Annotated in this window: 19 protein-coding genes; 9 read left to right on the top strand and 10 right to left on the bottom strand. The window is 47.5% G+C overall.

The window, feature by feature from the left end; genetic code table 11:
• On the top strand, nucleotides 1-111 hold a 111-nt coding region (locus ACFS7Z_RS26060), incomplete at its 5' end, for an integrase core domain-containing protein (RefSeq protein ID WP_377484770.1).
• A 326-nt stretch (nucleotides 112-437) separates the two neighbouring features.
• Here the strand turns inward: ACFS7Z_RS26060 and ACFS7Z_RS26055 are convergent.
• Nucleotides 438-728: a hypothetical protein gene (locus ACFS7Z_RS26055; protein ID WP_377491985.1), complete on the bottom strand. Its 291-nt coding sequence runs from the start codon at nucleotides 726-728 to the stop codon at nucleotides 438-440.
• A 661-nt stretch (nucleotides 729-1,389) separates the two neighbouring features.
• Between ACFS7Z_RS26055 and ACFS7Z_RS26050 the strand changes: the two genes are divergently transcribed.
• A complete protein-coding gene (locus ACFS7Z_RS26050) occupies nucleotides 1,390-2,397 on the top strand; it encodes a glycoside hydrolase family 43 protein (protein ID WP_377491982.1) in 1,008 nt (335 codons plus the stop codon).
• A 452-nt stretch (nucleotides 2,398-2,849) separates the two neighbouring features.
• On the opposite strand, the gene ACFS7Z_RS26045 is transcribed toward ACFS7Z_RS26050, so the two are convergent.
• From ACFS7Z_RS26045 to gdhA, 4 genes are all read right to left on the bottom strand, one after another.
• Complete coding sequence (locus ACFS7Z_RS26045) at nucleotides 2,850-3,032, bottom strand: hypothetical protein (protein ID WP_377491979.1); 183 nt, start codon at nucleotides 3,030-3,032, stop codon at nucleotides 2,850-2,852.
• Nucleotides 3,033-3,734: 702 nt separating this feature from the next.
• Nucleotides 3,735-3,971, bottom strand: a complete 237-nt coding sequence (locus ACFS7Z_RS26040) for a hypothetical protein (RefSeq protein WP_377491976.1) — start codon at nucleotides 3,969-3,971, stop codon at nucleotides 3,735-3,737.
• A 46-nt stretch (nucleotides 3,972-4,017) separates the two neighbouring features.
• Nucleotides 4,018-4,407, bottom strand: coding sequence for an SPW repeat domain-containing protein (locus ACFS7Z_RS26035; protein ID WP_377491973.1), 390 nt, complete (start codon nucleotides 4,405-4,407; stop codon nucleotides 4,018-4,020).
• Between the two features lie 1,166 nt (nucleotides 4,408-5,573).
• Nucleotides 5,574-6,914 carry an NADP-specific glutamate dehydrogenase gene (gene gdhA / locus ACFS7Z_RS26030; RefSeq protein WP_377491970.1) on the bottom strand — a complete coding sequence of 447 codons (1,341 nt, stop codon included), beginning with the start codon at nucleotides 6,912-6,914 and terminating at the stop codon, nucleotides 5,574-5,576.
• Between the two features lie 768 nt (nucleotides 6,915-7,682).
• Between gdhA and ACFS7Z_RS26025 the strand changes: the two genes are divergently transcribed.
• The 3 genes from ACFS7Z_RS26025 to ACFS7Z_RS26015 all read left to right on the top strand — a co-directional run bounded on the left by ACFS7Z_RS26025 (nucleotide 7,683) and on the right by ACFS7Z_RS26015 (nucleotide 12,370).
• Nucleotides 7,683-9,041 carry a rhamnogalacturonidase gene (locus ACFS7Z_RS26025; RefSeq protein WP_377491967.1) on the top strand — a complete coding sequence of 453 codons (1,359 nt, stop codon included), beginning with the start codon at nucleotides 7,683-7,685 and terminating at the stop codon, nucleotides 9,039-9,041.
• A 265-nt stretch (nucleotides 9,042-9,306) separates the two neighbouring features.
• Entirely contained in the window at nucleotides 9,307-11,184 is a 1,878-nt protein-coding gene (locus tag ACFS7Z_RS26020; RefSeq protein ID WP_377491964.1) for a rhamnogalacturonan lyase, read from the top strand.
• Between the two features lie 160 nt (nucleotides 11,185-11,344).
• The gene (locus ACFS7Z_RS26015) at nucleotides 11,345-12,370 is read left to right on the top strand and encodes a sugar phosphate isomerase/epimerase family protein (protein ID WP_377491961.1); all 1,026 of its coding nucleotides are present in this window, start codon (nucleotides 11,345-11,347) and stop codon (nucleotides 12,368-12,370) included.
• Between the two features lie 67 nt (nucleotides 12,371-12,437).
• Here ACFS7Z_RS26015 and ACFS7Z_RS26010 read toward each other — a convergent pair whose 3' ends face one another.
• Nucleotides 12,438-12,725 (bottom strand): hypothetical protein, encoded by a 288-nt coding sequence (locus tag ACFS7Z_RS26010; RefSeq protein ID WP_377491958.1) that lies wholly within the window; start codon nucleotides 12,723-12,725, stop codon nucleotides 12,438-12,440.
• 74 nt (nucleotides 12,726-12,799) lie between these two features.
• Nucleotides 12,800-13,159, bottom strand: a complete 360-nt coding sequence (locus ACFS7Z_RS26005) for a DUF1016 N-terminal domain-containing protein (protein ID WP_377491954.1) — start codon at nucleotides 13,157-13,159, stop codon at nucleotides 12,800-12,802.
• A 508-nt stretch (nucleotides 13,160-13,667) separates the two neighbouring features.
• Between ACFS7Z_RS26005 and ACFS7Z_RS26000 the strand changes: the two genes are divergently transcribed.
• The 4 genes from ACFS7Z_RS26000 (at nucleotide 13,668) to ACFS7Z_RS25985 (ending at nucleotide 18,422) form a co-directional block, all read left to right on the top strand.
• Complete coding sequence (locus ACFS7Z_RS26000) at nucleotides 13,668-15,554, top strand: serine hydrolase domain-containing protein (protein WP_377491951.1); 1,887 nt, start codon at nucleotides 13,668-13,670, stop codon at nucleotides 15,552-15,554.
• Nucleotides 15,555-16,214: 660 nt separating this feature from the next.
• The gene (locus tag ACFS7Z_RS25995; RefSeq protein WP_377491948.1) at nucleotides 16,215-16,676 is read left to right on the top strand and encodes a hypothetical protein; all 462 of its coding nucleotides are present in this window, start codon (nucleotides 16,215-16,217) and stop codon (nucleotides 16,674-16,676) included.
• Nucleotides 16,677-16,701: 25 nt separating this feature from the next.
• Complete coding sequence (locus ACFS7Z_RS25990) at nucleotides 16,702-17,340, top strand: dihydrofolate reductase family protein (RefSeq protein ID WP_377491945.1); 639 nt, start codon at nucleotides 16,702-16,704, stop codon at nucleotides 17,338-17,340.
• Between the two features lie 191 nt (nucleotides 17,341-17,531).
• Complete coding sequence (locus ACFS7Z_RS25985; protein WP_377491942.1) at nucleotides 17,532-18,422, top strand: alpha/beta fold hydrolase; 891 nt, start codon at nucleotides 17,532-17,534, stop codon at nucleotides 18,420-18,422.
• 364 nt (nucleotides 18,423-18,786) lie between these two features.
• On the opposite strand, the gene ACFS7Z_RS25980 is transcribed toward ACFS7Z_RS25985, so the two are convergent.
• The 3 genes from ACFS7Z_RS25980 to ACFS7Z_RS25970 form a co-directional block, all read right to left on the bottom strand.
• The gene (locus ACFS7Z_RS25980; RefSeq protein ID WP_377491940.1) at nucleotides 18,787-19,206 is read right to left on the bottom strand and encodes an IS3 family transposase; all 420 of its coding nucleotides are present in this window, start codon (nucleotides 19,204-19,206) and stop codon (nucleotides 18,787-18,789) included.
• A gap of 208 nt (nucleotides 19,207-19,414) precedes the next feature.
• On the bottom strand, nucleotides 19,415-19,810 hold the full coding sequence (locus ACFS7Z_RS25975; RefSeq protein ID WP_377491937.1) for a response regulator: 396 nt from the start codon (nucleotides 19,808-19,810) through the stop codon (nucleotides 19,415-19,417).
• 79 nt (nucleotides 19,811-19,889) lie between these two features.
• Nucleotides 19,890-20,074 (bottom strand): hypothetical protein (locus tag ACFS7Z_RS25970; protein ID WP_377487225.1); only part of this gene is annotated, 185 nt, incomplete at its 5' end.

The following is a 20,074-nucleotide window of genomic DNA, read 5'->3' as shown; positions in this document are numbered from 1 at the left end:
CAGGAGTATAACCAATTCCGGCCCCATAGCTCATTGGGCGACAAGACGCCGGAAGAGTGGGTGGAATGTAATATAGTAGAACCCGAATTCTCTACTTTTCACATGTCCTAAAAATGGGAGGAGCTCACCACCGCTCCTTTCCCTACTTGTGGATGGTAGTACTTCAGGTATCCCCACACCTTAGCTAACCCCGCCAATTGATCGACTGGAGAAATAATACGTCTGGATTGCCCTTGGCTTTTGGTAAAGGTCAATCCGGTAAAAAAAATAAGTGCAATCAGAAATTTAGTCAAAATTATAAAAGATAAGGCCACATGAACAAGTGATGAACAGTATTGTTTGATAGCAATTGTTTAATAGCTGCCAACGTTACTCGTGTAGCAGAGGCGAAGCGTCAGCAAGCCTTCCTGCTACACATTGTTGTACGCTCGTGGTTTTTACTTTTTCAGTTTATAAAGAGTATTCCATTTTAAGCCTTCTGTATCATGCAGAGTCCAGAAGTCGCTAAGACTCTTCTCTGCTATTTCCCCTTCGTCTGCTCCGAACTGGATATCTGTAAGAAAGTAGGCTTTGTGTTCGGGTGAAGCACTAATTGCTTCTTCAAGTATTAGCGCCACTTCAATTTGATATTCAGTCAAGAATCTGAAGCCTGAAATCTGGTTGGCTCCTGTTTCTCCTTTATCAAAGCTTAGTTCAATGGTAGTTGACTCGAAGCTCCAATCAATCAATTCACCTGCGAAGAACCCACCATTTTTATCTTCTTTGAAGTCTGGATTGCCAAGATGAACAATTACGCCTTCCTGCTCAATCAGCCAATCATAAAAAAGTCCACGGTGGCTTTCAAGCTTGTTTTCTTCAATAAGGGCTATTTCAAAGTTGCTTTGGTTCAGCTTCAGTCTGCTTGCACCAACAGAGACTATTTCAATTGTAGGTATTTACTCTTTCATAATTACCATGACGTACAACTATAGTATATACGGAGTTATTCGGCTTATCTGTCGAAATTGACAGATAACCGTAACCGGACTAACGAATATACTATATATCACGGTCAATATAAAGCAGTTTGGCAGGCGGTTCCTTCTCCCGCGAAAGTACTATAACCCTTACTCCCTCCTGGAGGGTGTAGGAATTGTTTCTCGTTAGGGCAATGTAGTTAACGATGTTAATTCACCTGTTTTCTACTGCAGGCAACGCTTCTATCAGAAGTCCGGCTGCTTGAGAAAGAACAGCCGTAAGCTATGCTCCTGCCTGAGCCGGTTTTCTGATTTAACGCTGTGTGAATCTTTGGGAAGAGGTAAGCATTTGGAGTCACTATTTGAAGAAAAAGCCCGATATTGAGATAGAAACACTGCGTAAAATTTTAACCGAAAGACCAACTGCAAAACAATGAACTATAAAAGAGCCTTCTTTCTGCTGGCATTCATCCTTTTAAACCTGACCCCGGCTTTCCCACAGAACAGGGAGCCGGTAGTAAGAAAGGATGTGCCCCTGGATTCCATCCGCCTTAGCGACCCTTTTATCCTTGCTGACCAAAGAACTTCTATGTATTACATGACCGGAACGGGAGGTATGCTATGGAAAAGCAAAGACCTGAAAAAGTGGACCGGCCCCTATAAAGTCGTTAAAACAGATCCTGACTCGTGGATGGGGAGGAACCCGATGATTTGGGCGGCTGAGTTGCATGCGTACAAAGGCAAATATTACTATTTCGCCACCTTCACCAACCGGGACGTGAAAATAGATACGGTGCGGGGGAATGCCATCGAACGCCGTGCCAGCCACATCCTGGTCAGCGACAAACCCGAAGGGCCGTATGTGCCCATGCAGGACCCGGTGTACCTGCCGGCAGACAAGCCTACCCTGGACGGCACCTTTTGGGTCGATAAAGACGGGAAGCCTTACATGGTGTACTGTTATGAATGGCTGCAGAATTGGAACGGCACCATCGAAAAAATAGAACTGAAACCGGACTTAAGCGGTTCGGTAGGCGAAGGCAAACTTCTTTTCCGTGCCAGCGATTCGCCCTGGAGCAAAGAGCGTGACGAAGCGGGCAATGTCGTTCCCAATAAAGTAACCGACGGCCCCTGGCTGTTTTACACCCAAACCGGTAAGTTAGGCATGCTTTGGACGAGCTGGGTTCACAACATCTATACGCAGGGCGTGGCCAATTCCGAAAGCGGCACCCTGGATGGACCCTGGATACACGAAAAGGAGCCAATTACACCGCCCGACTACGGACACGGCATGATGTTTCGCACCTTTCAGGGCAAACTGCTGATGGCGGTGCACAGCCATCGGGAGGACGCAAAGGGACGGTACATCCGGATTCCACAGCTGTTTGAAGTGGACGACTCCGGGGACAAACTCCTTGTTGGGAAAAATCTCCGGCACTAGGGCGCGTCACTGCCGCGATATACTTTAGGCGGGGGACGGGTCAAAGGTGAAGTCCTGCAACAATTGACGCCATGTTTGGAAACTACCTCCGGTTGCCGTGCAGCCCTACCCTCTTCGTTCATCAGAGATGATGTTTAGCACAAAGAACCAGAAGTACCGTTTCCTTGCCTTAATGCCTTTATTCCCTTTTGTAGCGATTCAATTTACGCAGCAACGGCGTATGGTTTTGCGATGGGTTATCTTCCGCTATCCCTGTTTCACCCGCTTCAGCTGTGGTGGCGCTTGATTCGCGCGGGAGGGGAAGCCACTGTTCTGACAGCTGCAGCTTGGCGGGGAGGACCTATAACTGGTGCCACCCTCCCCCCTGCATCAGGGCATTCCTTAACCTGCGCAAGTCATAAAGTCTATGGGCATACTGCTGCCCGGCGGTTTTAGGGTCATTGGCCAGGTACTCAGCCAGTGTCGCATAAGCATAATCCAGCCTTTGTCTTTAGGTTGTCGAGCCGGGTGTTCATCTCTTTGAAGGAATCGTGCTTGTGTTTTACCTTCTGGCCTGCCTGGTTCCACTGCTTCGGCGAAAGGCTCTCCCCCACTGCCTGCTGCAGGCGAGCCACCCCATCCAAGTACACACTCACTTACAATGGGTGCTCTCACTTACGATTGGCCTTACTGTGTAGATAGTATCTAACAGAAATCATAGTGTAACTTATTTCTCACTCAAAGTGTAACTCGAGATTCTATAAAGCAGCATAAAAAGCTGTTGTCTGATGTACACTAAAAGTAGCAAAAAAGGGGGGGGAACAAGAAAGCCAGACAACATTTTGTTATCTGGCTTTATGCTTGATGGGATCCCGTTTGGAATCATAATTTTAATATGAAATCCTCATTATTAGTAAATTATAAATTTTAGTGTGCCTTAGTATATAACTAAAATTCATCAATCTCCTGTTATAGGTAGCACCGAAGAGCCTATTACCTTCGCAAATCACAAGGTCTGCAATATGCCATCAGACTGCTAGTATTCCATTTATTCCCTCCGGTCCTGTATTATATTAATGGCTTCTCCTTTAAAGTACCCATTTGCAGAGATCAGGTTTCGTTCTTGGGAGCTTGAATTATTACGGTATTTAATAACTATCAATGCAATTGGTTATTAATCAATAATTTACGCTCTTTTTTGCCTCTGACTCAGGTAAACAAATACAATTGAAGTTACGCGCTACTGCTGCAAAAGTAGGGCACAAAGGTACATTATTGAAATCTAAATTGAATAATTTAGGCTCCCTGCCTTGTAAGCCGTAGCAAGGATTTGTTTACCTGTGTGTTTACCTTTTATACTAAAACAGCAACACCATACCGGCCTCCCGGGTGGAGTTCGAGATAGCGGGCGAAAGCGCCAGCGGGGTGCTGCGCATCTCGTATGACTTTAGCTCCCTCGTGCACTTAGGAAAGCGCACTATCCGCGGCCTGATGAAGGTCCACAGCATCAAGTGCCTCCGGTAGTTGTGAACCAGAACAACAGGAGGCGGTCTATCTATGGAATAATCCTGAGGAAGCGCCTTTCCTGTACGCATACCTTCCACAGTGCCTGCCCTGCCCGTAAAAGAGCTTATTTGCACCTCATCGCACATGCCCGGGACGGACATAACCTCTTTGGTAAGGGCGACTGGGCCTGCGATGTGTCGCAAGCGAAGCCAGCAGCAGGTACAGGCCGAGAATCAGATGCGGCAGGTATGTCCTTCCGTCAAAACTGAGCAGCCATGGGGAAGCCGCCAGCGCAGTGCCTAGCACCAGGTCCACCAGCAGGTGCATGCCCATCGGCACCTTGTGCAGGATACCAGCCTCAAAGTCTGTCACAACTGCCTGCAGCAGCACCACGGCACCTGCTATGATTGCTGCCCAGGTGGCGGCCTCTATTTCGCTGAAGCCCAGCAGCCAGGGCGACGCCAACAGCAACAAGCCCACCACATAATCTAATATCCCGTGAAAGCGGGTTGGAATGAATCTCATGGTTTTCTCCTCTTTTGAAGTGTGAAGTACTATAGTAGGCGCTCCTGACGGCCCCGCTTTCCCAGAATGCCTCCCAAGGGCGCCCCTTAAAGCCAAACATGGAACTGCAGCCTGTTAACCTGCCGCAGCACCCGGCACGTTTTTCACAAAGGCAATGGATCTGCTGCCATCTCTACGAATACTCCGCTGCAAAATATACTATAATTACTATATATATTTACTATAATGTCTTTGCAATTTACCATTACGGCGCGCTGTTAAGCCTCATCGATAGGTTCATGAACTTCATTATCAGTTTATTATATTACTTTCTGTCACAAGACAGAAGTTGAACACCCGCTGGAGCACCGCAACCTCCAGCAGGTGGCACACCTTGCCATCAGGCCGGCCTCGCAAGTGGCGCCCTGCTTCATGGCTTGATGTACAGCTATGGAAGCGCCATCGTCAGTTACGACGAGTAGATTAAGAAAATACCACCCAGTAAGCCGGATTAGGAGGAGTGGCCGGAGGACCAGCATCCGGCAATTGCCAAAAAAATGTTTGCCCAAAGTATCGAAGTGAGCCTTCACGAGCCTGGCTTCTCCAGATTCATGAGGTATAAAGCGCTCACCGGGACTACAGCCCTATGTGCGCGAGCTGATGGGGCCAGGGGACTATGCTGCATATAATGAATATGACAGAGGGCATGACAATCCATCTTCTGAACAGGCTAATTTGGGTAATGGAGTTAATTAACCTCCTGATTTCTTTACCCCTTTTGTATTTAAACCATGATTTTACCCAGACTAGAGCATAAGTGATAATAAACTCCCAGGTTTGAAGGTGGCGCCTGCTTTGCGCGGGAGGGGAAGCCACTGTTCCGGCAGCAGAAGAATGAAGAGCAGCCAATGATGAGGCTGGCGGAACGGTGACCAGCACATGGGAAGCTCTCCGACGAATGAGCAGCATTTGGCGGAGTGCTGAACGGTGGGTGCAAAGCCTGCCGGGGAGGGGTTATTATTGGCTTGTAATATTCAGAGAAGAACAGAACAAGAAAAAAATTTGAACTCCAGTGACCACTGATGCATTATGTGGCTTTTGCTGTCTTCAAAACACCGGAGGCACGTATAAAGACTCTATAAAGTTTGTTTCGTTTCTGATATAACTACGCTCGCCTTTGTCCTTTTCTAAACTACTCCCTGAGCCAGCATAGCCTCGGCTACTTTAACAAAGCCTCCGATATTAGCCCCTTTTTCATAGTTGATATAACCGTCTTCTTCTGCGCCGTACTTTACACATATGCCATGGATTTCCTTCATGATTTGCCAGAGTTTGCTGTTTACCTCTTCCCGGCTCCAAGAGATACGCAGCGAGTTTTGGGACATCTCCAGTCCGGACACTGCCACCCCACCTGCGTTAGAGGCTTTACCAGGCGCATATAGAATTTTAGCCTCTGTAAAGACATGAATTGCCTCCGGTGTACTTGGCATATTGGCCCCTTCCGCAACGCAAATACAGCCATTCCCAACAAGTGCTCGGGCGTCCTCCTCGTCCAGTTCATTCTGTGTAGCGTTTGGAAAAGCGATATCGCATTTTATTTTCCACGGCCGCTCCCCCTCAAAAAACTCACATCCAAACTTTTCAGCATATTCGCTGATCCGCCCTCGTTTTTCATTCTTCAGTTCCATCACAAACGCCAGCCGATCAGCATCGATACCTTGCGGCTCATAGATAAACCCACTGGAATCGGACATAGTTACTACTTTAGCGCCTGCCTGTATACATCTTTCTACAGTGTACTGCGCAACGTTTCCTGAGCCGGAAACAAGCACGGTTTTTCCTTCCAGCGATTCTCCACGTGTTCCCAGCATACTCTCCGCAAAGTATACCACCCCATACCCTGTGGCCTCCGGACGTATAACACTTCCGCCCCAACTGGTTCCTTTGCCAGTAAGCACTCCGGTGAACTGGCCCTTTATGCGCTTGTACTGGCCAAACAGATACCCCACCTCTCTTCCGCCAACTCCTATGTCACCCGCCGGGACATCTATATCAGCCCCTACATGGCGGTACAGCTCTGTCATAAAGCTCTGACAGAACTTCATGATTTCGCTGTCTGATTTTCCTTTAGGGTCGAAATCTGATCCCCCCTTGCCGCCGCCCATAGGCAGGCCAGTAAGGCTGTTTTTAAAAACCTGCTCAAATGCCAGAAATTTTAGGATGCTCAGATTCACAGAGGGGTGAAAACGAAGCCCCCCCTTATAGGGGCCGATGGCGCTGTTCATCTGTACCCGGAAGCCACGGTTTACCTCCACTTCGTTCTGATCGTTTAGCCAGGGCACCCTAAACATAAGGACACGTTCAGGCTCTACCATGCGTTCCAGAATCCTGGCCTTCTTATACTTCGGGTTCTCTTCTATAAAAGGAATTATTGTCTCCGCCACTTCCTGTACAGATTGCAGAAACTCCGGTTCATGCGGGTCTCTTGACGCCACCTTTTCCAGGAACTTTTTTACCAATGTATCCATGCCTATACTTAAATAATGAATATGAGGAGTATTATCCGTTACAGCTCCGCTTTTTACCTACGGAATACCTCGAAAGTTGTAGTCCCAGTAAGAAAGTCTTTCCAAATTAGCGCTGTGATGTAAACTACTGTCTCTTGCTCTGCCCAACTTACGCCGCATCAGTTACATCAGCATGGGCCCGGCTTTCGCAGCATCGGCTGCATTTGTTGGTTGTCGTCGGGGAAGAAGTTCTCGTGGAGCATGGGAGCTGCTTCAGGTAGAGCTTGTAGCCAGGCAGTGTTTTCTGCTGTGGCCTCCTTTCCTTACAGGGGCAATGGCAGTTGGTCTCCCTTACACCTTCGTCTGCCTGGCTGGTGTGCTTTTCAGGCTTGATACAAAAGGTCAGAAAAGAAAATGGTACACTTTCTCAGGAGGGCATAGCCGAAAGTAAACGCCAAGCCAGAGGAGTAGTGAAAGGGACTGTGTTTGTTACTGAGCACATTCCTTTTTGCTTTCACGCCGGATTACAGGTTTGGAATTCCTCTGCTCTATCCCACGACAAAAACAGGGCTGGTCACATAGCGACAGGATTGGAACATCGCCAGGGGCTTTAGGCTCTCCTGCTTTTTCCCAGGTAGCGTTTTTTTCGGGCTTCCTCCATACGGAGCAGTACTACCAGAAAAATCTATATCAAATATCGCCTGATTTTTTTAATTTGTCCAATTGACAGATGATAGTGGATTTCGGTGCTTTCTCCAACCTGTTTCAATTCAGAAAAATAGAAATTCGATGATGACACAAAAAACCAGGCTTGCATTGCTGCTCTTCCTTTTCATAACGCTTCATCTTACCTCCTATGCAAAGGAAGTGTTTCCGGATGGAACGCCGATACCAGACTGGTTCCGGCAAAACAAACCCACTGATATCACCAAACTGGGGAAGCAGTACCGTATCACAGACTATAACCTCTCAAGCGACAGCACTCTCATACAGACAACGCTCTTACAGGCGGTTATAGACAAAGCCCATGAAAACGGCGGCGGCGTTGTCATTATCCCCAAAGGGACATTCCTGAGTGGCTCGCTGTTTTTCAGGAAGGGCACGCACCTGCATCTGGAAGAAGGCGCCAGGCTAAAGGGCAGTGATGACATCAGCAATTTCCCCCTGGTGATGACCCGTATGGAGGGGCAGACCCTGAAATACTTTGCTGCTTTGGTGAATGCCGATGGCCTGGACGGTTTTACTATTTCAGGTAAGGGAACCATCGACGGCAACGGATTGCGCTACTGGAAATCGTTCTGGCTAAGGCGTGAGTTCAATCCCAACACCACCAATATGGATGAAATGAGGCCAAGGCTGGTGTACATCTCCAACAGCAGGAACGTCCAGCTCTCAGGTGTGAAACTGATGAACTCACCTTTCTGGACGACCCACCTTTACAAATGCGAAAACGTAAAGCTGCTCGACCTGTACATATACTCTCCCAAAGAGCCAGTCAAAGCCCCAAGTTCCGATGCAGTGGACATTGACGCCTGTAAAAATGTACTCATCAAAAACTGCTACATGTCGGTCAATGACGATGCCGTCGCACTGAAAGGCGGTAAAGGGCCGCGTGCTGACAAAGACCCTAATAACGGGGGCAACCAAAACATCATCATTGAAGACTGCACGTACGGATACTGCCACGGCGCCTTAACCTTCGGAAGCGAGTCCATCCATAACCGCAACATCATTTTGCGGCGGATTAAGATAAACCACGCAGAACGTTTGCTGTGGCTCAAAATGCGCCCGGACACGCCTCAGAATTACGGATATGTGCTGGTAGAAGACATTGAAGGCCATGACATAGGCAACTTCATCTACATACGCCCCTGGACACAGTTCTTCGACCTCAAAGGGGAGCAGGTGTCCGGGACATCTACCGCCCACCACATCACCATGCGCAACATAAAGCTGGATTGCGAAAACTTCTTCAACGTGGGCATTGCAGACAAGAAGTCTGATACGCCAGGCTACAAAGCTATCTTGTCGGACTTCAGATTTGAAAACATTGAGGTAACAGCGGAGAATTTCCTCCAGGTAGATACCTCTATTATAGAAAACTTTAAACTGAAGAATGTAACCGTTAACGGGAAGAAAATAAATTAAGGTAACAACCTTTCATAAAAGCCGGTTATAAGTATCAGGGGTTCTTATCAGCCGGCTTACTATATGATCCGCCTGTTTTGTCCTGCAACTCACCAGGTTTCTTCATGAAGTTGCGCAAGGTCTGACGAAACACCAAGGCCAGCTTGGGGACTGTGCCCTGCACCGGAGAAGCCCCTTGTTGCCGGTAGCTGCCCCCGGACTACAGCCCACAACGTAGACACAATTTTCGGAGCTGCGTCAACACCTTCATTTCTAAGCATAGCGTATGAAAAATCTGATTCTATCCCTGTTCTTTTTTTGCTTAGCCGTCTCTGCTTCCGGTCAGCGTGTCATGGAGAACCTGGACCGTGGGGTGGTAGCCGTCCGGCACAAGCCTAATGCTGTTTTCATCAGCTGGCGTGTGTTAGCAACCGAACCAGAAAACCTTCCTTTCAACCTCTACCGCACGACAGGCTCAGGGAAACCTGTAAAGCTTAACCCGCATCCCATCACCGGCGGCACGAACTTTACTGACACTAAGGCGGACCTGACGCAAAACACCGCCTACACCGTGAAAGCCCTCATGAAAGGCAAAGAAACGACCGGTAGTAAACCTTTTATCATCCCCGCCAACGCGCCGGTAGCCCAATACCTGTCCATTCCGCTAAAGACGCCTGCGGGTTACCGGCCGCACGACGCTTCAGCCGGAGACCTGGATGGTGATGGCCAGTACGAGCTTGTGCTCCACCAGGTGGGCAAAGGACTTGACAACTCCTTCAATGGGTATACCGACAAACCCATTATACAAGCCTACAAGTTCGATGGAACACTGCTGTGGACCATTGACCTGGGCCGCAACATCCGCGAAGGCGAACACTATACCCAATTTATAGTGATTGACATGGATGGTGACGGTAAGGCCGAAGTTGCCATGAAAACGGCCGATGGTACTATAGATGGCAAGGGACAGGTGATTGGAGACTCCACGAAAGATTACCGCAGCAAACAGCCCAATACCCTGGGTAAAGTACTCGACGGGCCTGAGTTCTTTACGGTATTCGATGGCCAGACCGGAGCTGCGCTTGCCACAACCGACTACATCCCTTCCCGCTATCCTACCGATGGTTGGGGCGGTCCCGGCGGAAACGGAGGGAACGACAACAGCGGAAACCGGGTAGACCGTTTCCTGGCTTGTGCGGCCTATCTGGACGGCAAGTTGCCGAGCGTGGTGATGTGCCGCGGCTATTACGGCCGGACAGTGCTCGCCGCCTGGGATTACAGAGATGGAAAATTAACCTCCCGCTGGGTGTTTGACACCAAAGATGGCAATAACCCTTTCTCCGGCCAGGGGAACCATAATCTGACCGTTGCTGACGTGGATGACGATGGGAAGGACGAAATTGTTTATGGCGCTATGGTGGTGGACGACAACGGAAAAGGTATGTTCTCTACCGGCTTCCGCCATGGGGATGCCCTCCACGTGAGTGACCTTGATTTGGAGCGCCCCGGACTGGAGGTATTTGGCCCTCATGAAATAGAAGACCATTCAAAAGGCGACTCGGGATATGTGAAAGATGCAGGCCCCGGAGTGGCTGTTTATAGTGCCCGTACAGGAGAAGTGCACTTTGAAGGCGCCATTGACACGGATGTTGGAGCAGGAGTGGCAGAAAATATAGACCCCGACAATCCTGGCGCAGAGATGTGGTGGTCAGGCTCTGAGGGCCTGCATTCTATGAAAGGGACTAGAATAGGACCTACCCCCGCAGCCTCCTGGTTAATCTGGTGGGATGGCGATCTCACCCGTGAATTAATGGGCGGCGGCAAGGTCAGTAAATACAAAGGCGGCACTATTTTCACGGCAAGCGAAGAAAGAGGCAACGGGAGAGGAAGTCCGAACCTGACAGCCGACCTGTTCGGCGATTGGCGGGAAGAGTTCATCCTGAGTGCAGGCCCCAGCGAACTCCGCGTTTATACGACCGTCATTCCTACACACCACCGCCTTTACACGCTCATGCACGATCCGCAGTACAGGCTCAGTATCGCCTGGCAGAATGTTGCTTACAATCAGCCGCCTCATCTGAGCTTTTACCTTGGAGAGGATATGAAAAAAGCCCCCACACCGAAGATAGCAGTGCCGAAAGAAGCTGAAACATCTAACCAATAACAAAGGAGGCGCTGTTAACAATTGCGCCTCTTTTGTGGTCGCGCGCCAGGGTATTCTTTTCTAAGGGAAGGCCAGTTCAATAAGCTATACCATTTTCATTATAGCATGATAATCAATTTGTTGCTACCTTAACTTTACCGCCACTTACTCCGTCTCCCATATGTACGAAAGACGAACTTTCCTTAAAAACGCCACGGCACTTGCGGCTGCAGGAATGCTTCCGGCCAGCAATGCCTGGGGAGCCGCAGGCGCTCCTACGCAAAAGAAAATCGGTATTCAGACCTATTCGATCCGCCGCCAGTTGAAGCAGGACATGGTAGGTTCCTTGAAAGCCCTGAAGCACATCGGCTTCTCGCATGTGGAACTCTATGGCTATGAACAGCAGGACAAAAGAGGTGCTGTTCTTGGTTATTCGTTAAAGGAGTACCGGAAGATGTTGGATGACATCGGCCTTGAACCTACCAGTTCGCACCTGGAGCCCCCTCTGAAAAGCTTTTACAAATTCGGTGATGGCGGAGGAACCGGTAAAGGAGCGCGCAGTATCCAGATTGAGACCTATACCCGGGAAAATGCCAGTACCGTTCTTGAGTTCTGGAAACGGGCTATAGCTGATCACCATGAACTTGGCGTCCCTGTGATGGTACAGCCGGCTATGCCCCTGGTCCACACGCCGGATGATGCTAAACTGGTTTGTGACGTCTTCAACCAGACAGGGGAGCTGGCCAGGGAGGCAAATATGCGATGGGGCTACCATAACCATAGTGCCGAGTTTGAGCGGATTGGGGCAAAGCGGGGGGAGGATTGGTCGCCGGAGATGGAAATCACCCATGATAGCTACCCAAGCGAAATTTTCTATGATTTTCTTCTGACTAACACCGATCCCAGCCTGGTATTTTTTGAGATGGATGTGTACTGGGCGGTAATGGGGCAGTGTGATCCAGTTGCCTATTTCAGGCGGTACCCCGGGCGCTTTCCCCTCCTGCACATCAAAGACAGAGACGTTCTGGGTTCGACAGGATTTATGAATTTTGAAAACATCTTCAAAGCCGGTTATGCTTCCGGAGGCCTGGAAAGGTATTATGTAGAGCTGGAATACCCTAACCCTGCTACCAGTGCCTCTCCTTCACAGCTGGAATCCGTCAGGAAGTCTTACGAGTATGTGGCTAACTCGGCATTTGTGAAATAGGTCCCTGTTATGTACTACGCAGAAGCAGCCTTATTCCTGTCATTGAAAAACGATGAAGGGAGGTATTTCAAGCAGGAGGCTCTTTCACAACCCGCCTCCACAAGCTTGCATGGGTCGTGACAGAGAGGACATCCCTGGCAGGGTTGTAGTCAAGCTTTATAAGGCTGTTTGGTATAATCACGGAGGCCTCCAGGTCTTTCTCGGAGTAGGTATCTGCCAAACCTAAGAAGTCAGGGACGTACGGGTCCCGGAAAACCAGGTCAGCTGTGAGTTGGCTGGATTCCTTCAGCTGTTGCAGGTCATTCTGGATAGTGACTTCCGATTGTTTAGAGATAGCTGTGCGCTCGTAAAGCATAAATTTTACTCAGTCCTGCAGGGTTCGCGAGCTCCATTTCTCCAGCCTGCACATCTCGATATAAAATTTCGCTTTCACTCATCGTCCAGGTAAATAATCATCCTGAGGTGCGTCCAGGTTAATTGTCTCCGCAGTGCGGAGACAATCTGCTTATCTTCGAAAATACTGGCAAAGCGGATACAGTGCAGTAACTGCTTCTGGCTCCACCCAGTACCGTACTCCAGCGTTAGCTGTTGGGCAAGTGCAGTTACTGTTTGCTTGCCATACTCAGCCCGGCTATTTCTTAGTATTTCATCGTTAACGCGTTTACTAACCAGCCAGTAAAGCAGGGAAATTTCGGCATTGACTGTAGTTGCCACTTTCTCACGGTTATGGACAATAAGTTGCTCAACCTCACTTACAGGTAATGTACTGTTCTGTATTCCTTCCATCATCAAAAATAAGGAGTCTGCTATAAGTTCTTGATCAGTGCTTGTAGGAATGCTTAACATGACGCGCAGAGTAATTACGCAACAGGCTGTTGCGTAAATCTAAGGCCTGAATAAGTAGAAGAAAACCGCTTAGTTAATCCACCTGCTTTACATAACACCAGTTATAAAATTAACCGCCCCTGTAGCCCAGTTTGGGGGTCAGTGGTTTTGGTACTTTGGTGGGAGAAGGAACCGCCTACCGACCTGCTTTACATTAACCGGAATATATAATATATTAGAAGCTATCTGAAAAATTCCTCAGACTCAGATAAAGCATATTTGGAAGCCTCTAAACAAGCTATTTTGGCTTTTTGCATCCTCTTTGCTTGTTATGAAAGTTGTGTATTTTTATTTATGAGATAGCTTCTAGTTAGTTCGGTTCCGGTTATCTTAAGATTTCGGCACCTAAGCTGAATAGGCTTCCATTTATACCTTAATTAGCCACAATGTGGAATCGTCAAAACCCACGTCTATGCTGAATCAGTTTTATAAGTTATCACTCACAGCTTTCCTTGTGCTATTGCTTTCCTACAATGGATTCAGCAATCACAAGACACCTTTAGATTCAGTGCAGAATTCAAGATTCAATCAATTAAAGAATGACATTGAAAAGGTTATAAAAAATTATAATGGACTTTGTGCCGGGTTAGTACTAGTGCGTAAAGACAACCCTGAGTGGGTTGTTGCAATAGGTGAGGGTAAATCGGGTGGAGGCAAAACAATGTCAGAAAACACAATCTTCAGAACGGCTTCTATTTCCAAAATGTTTGTAGCACTTGCTATCCTTAAACTTCAAGAAGATGGACAATTAACACTTCAGGACAGAATTAAGGACATAGTACCGGGAGTTGAGTTCGAGAATCTATGGGAAGAAACCCACCCTGTTCGAATAGTACATCTGCTTGAGCATACAACTGGCTGGGATGGGACCCATTTAGTCGAGATGGTACATAATCAAACACCACCTATAGCTTTGAAAGAAGCCCTGGAATTTCATCCGCATTCTAGAAAATCAAGATGGGTACCTGGATCCAGGATGTCTTATTGTAATTCAGGGTACGCTGTTGCAGCTTATATTGTTGAGAAAGTCAGTGGATTGCCTTATGAGAAGTATGTTTATAAAAACATTTTAAAGCCATTAAAAATGGAGCACTCAACCTTTTTCAATGATCAGATATATAAAAAATGGGTTGGTGAAACTTATAATTGGGCAATGGAAAGCGTGGATTACAAGAATGAGCTATATCGCCCGGCTGCTGCCCTAAATTCATCACCAAAAGACATGGCTCAGTTGCTGATGCTGTTGTTAAATCGTGGTAGAATAGATTCTCTAATTCTATTCAGAGAAGAGTCTATCAATAGAATGGAGGTACCAAAAGGCACTCCTGGGGCACAAGCAGGGCTAGAATTAGGCTATGGCCTTGGCAACTTTACAAGTGTTTACAAAGGCCTTACTTATCACGGTCATGACGGCGCTATGGACGGTGGACTTTCGCAACTATCCTATCTGCCAGAGCATGGCATCGGTCACGTGATATTACTGAATGCGAATAACGCGCAGGCTATGCAACAAATCATGGCCTTAGTCCGAGATTTTGAAGTAGAAATGCTGTCGATTTTAAAACAGCAACAGCCTGATTATGAAAATCAAATAAAGATAAAGGATGGTTATTATCTGTCAATAAATCCAAGGAATCAAAACCGATTTTATCAGGATATGTTCATAAACATTGACAGGGTTGAGATTCATAGGACTTTTATAACCAGATCATGGATAGTACCAGGACCAAAAACGACTTATTATCCCATATCTCCCACTCAATTCACTTTAGGAACGACCAATAAAATAGGTCTGGTAGAGGCTGATGATCCGATAGCAGGTAAGGTACTATATACGGAGGCATCGGTATTGAAGCCTATTTCAAGTATTCAGGTTTTTGGTCAGGCGATGTTACTGGTGCTCTGGACAATACTTATGATTGTTGGGCTTTTAAGCTTTTCCGTATTCACCTTCTTGTACTTGATTAACAGGGAAAAATATAAAGTAGTTATACGTATTAGTTTGATACCCACTCTTACAAGCTTATTTATAATATCAATCCTGTACCTGCAATTTTTTGGAATTGAAAATGGGGATGTGCTGCTTTCCAAACCCACATTCATTTCTACTAGCCTGATGGTATTATCTGTACTTTTTGTGATTGGTGCTATGACTTCGGGTATTATAATCTACAAATCAAGACAGCAAAAAATCAACAATCTAATTTATTATTCCCTCTCAGTACTGTCTTGCTTGCATATAATTGCTTCAATTTATCTAATGTATTTTGGATTTATTCCCTTGATAACATGGGCATAAGTAAGGAGAATGTGGCTTACAGTGTGCATAAGTCATAGCCGCAAAAGGCTATCTCGTAAACTAAAGCTACAGCTTATGCATTGCACGTTTTTAACTTAATATAAAGGAGCTTATACAACAGCAAAAACCATGAAACTAGTAGACATATTTTTACCATTGAAAGGCATAGGAACTGAGTTGAAGAAGTTTCTTATATACGTAATTCAGGGTCGGATTAAGATTGAGTTATCATAAAAGAGCTTATAGGCTACAAAGAAAAGGCTCCTCAACACGGGGAGCCTTTCTTGTTCTATAACGCCTGTACGTTCGGTGGCGGCGGAGCCTCTCCTGGGGGATTTTGCCCATAACTGGGCTAAAGATGAGCTCCTGTCATCCTGACGTCTCCTTACTCCTACAGAGCCTTCCTGGCTTTTGACATCATGTTGAGCCGTCAAGGCGCAACAGTGCGCAACAGTAACCGCACTTTAGGATGAGATGCCTCAGGCAGTTTTTGGTGTATCAGATACTCGCCGTTATGCGGGACAAGACAAGAAGCGGATGCTCAAATCTGACTCGTCCTGAAATCAACGTTACCTGCAAAGAGCCAAGAAGCCGCAAGCCGCTCCTGTCCAGAATATACGCATCCTCGAAGTAAGCAGAAAAGGGGTCTGTGACGTATATATGGTAGAGGCAGCAGCAACTAAATCCTTTCACCATCAAAAAGTTACAGCTATGAAGATCAACAAAGAAAATCTGCCCGTCGCCATGGAGGCTCCCGGCACCGTGATGCGCAACGCGGCCGGCTTTGGGGGCATGGCCGCCGCTTTCAACCAGGTCCCCAAGGGAACCGACCTGAGGCCCCTGCTTCAGGGGCTCAGCAACGACAGCTGCCATTGCCCCCACTGGGGCTACATCCTGAAGGGGGCCATCCGCATCATCTACGATGACAAATCAGAGGAGGTCGCCCGCGAAGGGGACTTGTTCTACTGGCCCGCCGGGCACACCGCCGTCGTGGAAGAAGACACGAAACTGGTGGAGTTCAGCCCGGAGCGGGAGTTCAGGGATGTGATGGAGCACATCGGCAGGAAAATGGCCGAAGCAGGGCAAAGAATACCAAAGGGAGTGACGCGGGAGCCAAGGTGATTAAGTCTGAGCACGGAAAGCAAGAATGGCTCCACACGATAAAGCGGATCCTGCAGGCTTGCGACTGCCCCGCCCCTACTGCATGAACGCGTCGTGGGTCAATGCAAGGAACTGTAAAGCAGGAAGGGTGATGAGAGACATCGTGTATTATGTGGCCGCCTCTATCGATGGCTTTATCGCGGGACCCCAGGGAGACATCAGCGGTTTCATCTCCCAGGGAACCGGGGTTCAGAAATACCTGGATGACCTGCTCAGCTTTGACACGGTGATCATGGGCAGGAAGACGTATGAATTTGGCTATCGGTTTGGGCTAAGGCCGGGACAGGCGCCTTACCCCCACATGAGGCACTACATTTTTTCCACCACATTGCGTTTTGATAAGCCCGATAGCCCCTTGCTGGTCTGCAGACCTGATGTAGAGGTGATAAAGGAACTCAAAGCCGCCGAGGGAACAGCTATCTATTTGTGTGGCGGCGGTGAATTCGCTGGCTGGCTCTTGGAGCATGGGCAAATTGACGTGTTGAAGGTAAAGCTAAACCCATTTATACAAGGTGAGGGCGTCAGGCTTTTTGGCAGCACAGAGAAGACGGTGAAAACACAACTCATAGACACAACCCTTTTTGAGGAAGGGCTGCAAATCATGACCTATAGAATGAAGTACTGAAGGCACTGCCCACAGCGGTTGGCTTTCTGCCGTGCGGACAGGAGGTGTACTATGCCGTGAGACATGGGGAGAGGCCAAAACAGCCAGGAAACAATCGGCGAAGCAGATGAAACCGGCTCCACTCATAGTGCAGGTAGCAGGAGCCGTGCTCCTGCTACCTAGTAACTGTAAGCCATTTAAAAGGAGGTCTCATGAAATCCATCATCCATTTTTTAAGTGTTGTTTTATTCTTATTCCTTTGCCAGACTCATCCAACCCTTGGACAAACGAATCAAAGAAAGCAATATGTCCGTGTTAGCCCTGGCGTAGAGCTGTATTATGTTGAAGCGGGGTCAGGCACGCCCATTATTTTTATTCCAGGTAGTTTTGGTACAACAAACTTCTTTCAAAAGCAGATTGCCTATTTTTCTAAAAATTACCGTGCCATCACCTATGATCCCAGAGGGCAGGGACAGTCGTCTAAAACCTTGGAAAACAACAATTACCTGCAGCATGGTGCGGATCTGAAAACGTTCATGGATTCGCTGAAGCTAAAGGACGTCATTTTGGTTGCCCATTCCTGGGGTTCATTGGCTGTCTATGCATATCTGCGCACCTGTGGTATCGACAATATAAAAGCAATCGTTTTTGTCGACGCTTCTCCAAAAGTGATTGTAGAGCAGGATGGAGAATGGGGACAAGTTAAATCCTTCAACGATATGAGGATTTTCTATAATGGCATGGGTTATGACCGATTGAATGCGACTAAAGCTTTTATCGAGCCAATGTTCACCAAGCCATTGACAGCAACGGAAACAAATTGGTTTGTAGAGGAGATGCTCAAAACCCCAACACATGTTGCCTTGTTGCTTGATTACGATGGCACTATGGCTGATTTTACAAAAGAGGCCAGGATGATAGACGAAAAAATTCCTGTGCTCCATGTACTGTCCGACAAGCTAGGTTGGACGGAAGAGGGGAAAGATTGGCTTAAGAAGAATGCACCTCATGCAAAGGTAACAGCCTTTGGCTTGCATTTCATGCTTTGGGAGTTTCCTGATCGTTTTAATACAGCAGTTAACACTTTTCTTGCAGAGGATTAGGTTTTAACCGTATTGTGTAGCGGAGCCTTCGTTGCAACAGTGCGGAACGTCTGTGACGGAGCCTGCTTTCGTGCCATAGTGCCCGTACTTTAGGATGAGATGCCTTAGGCAGTTTCTGGTATATCAAATACTTGCCGTTTCCTGGGATTAGCTTGGCAAATTCGCCTTGTATCCGCATCAAGCTTATAAAGTGGGAGCTATTGCGCTAAATTTCGTCCAGCCGCGCCAGTGGAAAACTCTTTGGCTGCTCGCTTCTGAGCCTAAACTTCAGCAACATTCTCTTTGAGTGGCTGTAGCCGTACGTATCCGGATATAAGTGGAATCGCAATAGTTAACTGGAGACTTTTTCTTAGGCAGCCATACTTTATTGGTATAACCATTCTTCATACTGGCAAGGGGTCAGGTATCTGAGCGCCGAGTGCCTCCTTTTTCGGTTATAGAAGCTTTCGATGTACTCGAAAACGGCTAGCCTCGCCTCCTGCCTGGTGGCGAATTTGTAGTGGTAAACCATTTCAGTCTTCATCGTTTTAAAGAAGCTCTCGGCTACCGCATTATCCCAACAATTACCCTTGCGACTCATGCTTTGCACCACCGGCACTCCTTCCAGCTGCTCTCTGAACTCGCTGCAGGCGTACTGCACGCCCCTGTCAGAGTGAAACCAAAGGGAGTGGAACAGGGGTCTGTTTCTCACCGCCATTTGCCAGGCCGCCACACTGGTCGCTTCCGCCTCCATGGTCTCACTCAGCGCCCAGCCCACCACTTTCAGGTCCGCCAGGTCCAGCACCACCGTCAGGTACAGCCAGCCTTCTCTTTATCTGCAACAGGATATGAGAGACCAGAACCAAGACAGGGAGTTCGATCAGTGGACCAATCAACAGAGCCAAGGCAATGAGCGGTGTATCCGGGAAAGGAGGCATTCAGCACCTGGCTGTTTAACTCCTTGCCAGAATGATTTGGTGCTTTATAATATGTTGTAAAAGAATGACGTGCAATCAAAAATACTTTTTTACCAAGGCTACATAATCCATGGTTGTAAAGGGTTTGTATATGTGGTCGGTAATATCGACGTAAGTCTTTATTTTTACCAAATCGTAGAAACTGGCTGAGGAAGTCAATCCAAATATATGGTTTGCTTTATATTTTGGGTCTAGGTTTTTATAGATTTCTAAAAACTCAAACCCATTCATTTCCGGCATTTGAATATCGAGTAGAATAAGGTCTAGCGGTAAAGTGATATGCTCAATCTGATGGAAATAATCTAAGGCTTCCTGGCCGCTTGTAACCGCATCAACGTGCGTACTTACATTGGCATTCAGTATGTTGCGTTTGTTGATTAAATTGGTGGTCTCATCATCATCTATTAATAATACGCGGTGCAATAATTTCATTTGGTCAATTTTATATGTTTTGAAAGAAGGACTATTGGTAGAGCAGTATTCAAGTCAAGCCTTTTTATCTGGCAAACAACTATACAGATTTTTGAGAAGCGAATAAAACCTCTTTCATTTTATCTACGTGACCCTGAATGGCTTCCGCTTTTTCATGGTAACTTTTAGCCATCGTGGAAAGTCCTTTACGGGCGTGGTCGTTTTCCATCTTCATAAACAGGTTGCGCCGTTCTTCCATAATCCGCAAAGCTGTCCAGAGTGTCG

It is taken from the genome of Pontibacter toksunensis, assembly GCF_042686245.1.
Classification (GTDB): Bacteria; Bacteroidota; Bacteroidia; order Cytophagales; family Hymenobacteraceae; genus Pontibacter; species Pontibacter toksunensis.
The sequence above is the reverse complement of the archived record's forward strand: the minus strand, read 5'-3'. Positions and strand labels throughout refer to the sequence as shown.

What these genes read in the sequence shown, in the direction of transcription:
- ACFS7Z_RS26000 (WP_377491951.1), top strand. Translation starts at nt 13,668, where the DNA reads ATGCTGAATCAGTTTTATAAGTTATCACTCACAGCTTTCCTTGTGCTA.
- ACFS7Z_RS25990 (WP_377491945.1), top strand. Translation starts at nt 16,702, where the DNA reads ATGGCTCCACACGATAAAGCGGATCCTGCAGGCTTGCGACTGCCCCGC.
- ACFS7Z_RS26010 (WP_377491958.1), bottom strand. Translation starts at nt 12,725, where the DNA reads ATGCTTTACGAGCGCACAGCTATCTCTAAACAATCGGAAGTCACTATC.
- ACFS7Z_RS25975 (WP_377491937.1), bottom strand. Translation starts at nt 19,810, where the DNA reads ATGAAATTATTGCACCGCGTATTATTAATAGATGATGATGAGACCACC.
- ACFS7Z_RS25985 (WP_377491942.1), top strand. Translation starts at nt 17,532, where the DNA reads ATGAAATCCATCATCCATTTTTTAAGTGTTGTTTTATTCTTATTCCTT.
- ACFS7Z_RS26020 (WP_377491964.1), top strand. Translation starts at nt 9,307, where the DNA reads ATGAAAAATCTGATTCTATCCCTGTTCTTTTTTTGCTTAGCCGTCTCT.
- ACFS7Z_RS26005 (WP_377491954.1), bottom strand. Translation starts at nt 13,159, where the DNA reads ATGATGGAAGGAATACAGAACAGTACATTACCTGTAAGTGAGGTTGAG.
- ACFS7Z_RS26050 (WP_377491982.1), top strand. Translation starts at nt 1,390, where the DNA reads ATGAACTATAAAAGAGCCTTCTTTCTGCTGGCATTCATCCTTTTAAAC.
- ACFS7Z_RS25995 (WP_377491948.1), top strand. Translation starts at nt 16,215, where the DNA reads ATGGTAGAGGCAGCAGCAACTAAATCCTTTCACCATCAAAAAGTTACA.
- ACFS7Z_RS26035 (WP_377491973.1), bottom strand. Translation starts at nt 4,407, where the DNA reads ATGAGATTCATTCCAACCCGCTTTCACGGGATATTAGATTATGTGGTG.
- gdhA (WP_377491970.1), bottom strand. Translation starts at nt 6,914, where the DNA reads ATGGATACATTGGTAAAAAAGTTCCTGGAAAAGGTGGCGTCAAGAGAC.
- ACFS7Z_RS26025 (WP_377491967.1), top strand. Translation starts at nt 7,683, where the DNA reads ATGATGACACAAAAAACCAGGCTTGCATTGCTGCTCTTCCTTTTCATA.
- ACFS7Z_RS26040 (WP_377491976.1), bottom strand. Translation starts at nt 3,971, where the DNA reads ATGCGTACAGGAAAGGCGCTTCCTCAGGATTATTCCATAGATAGACCG.
- ACFS7Z_RS26015 (WP_377491961.1), top strand. Translation starts at nt 11,345, where the DNA reads ATGTACGAAAGACGAACTTTCCTTAAAAACGCCACGGCACTTGCGGCT.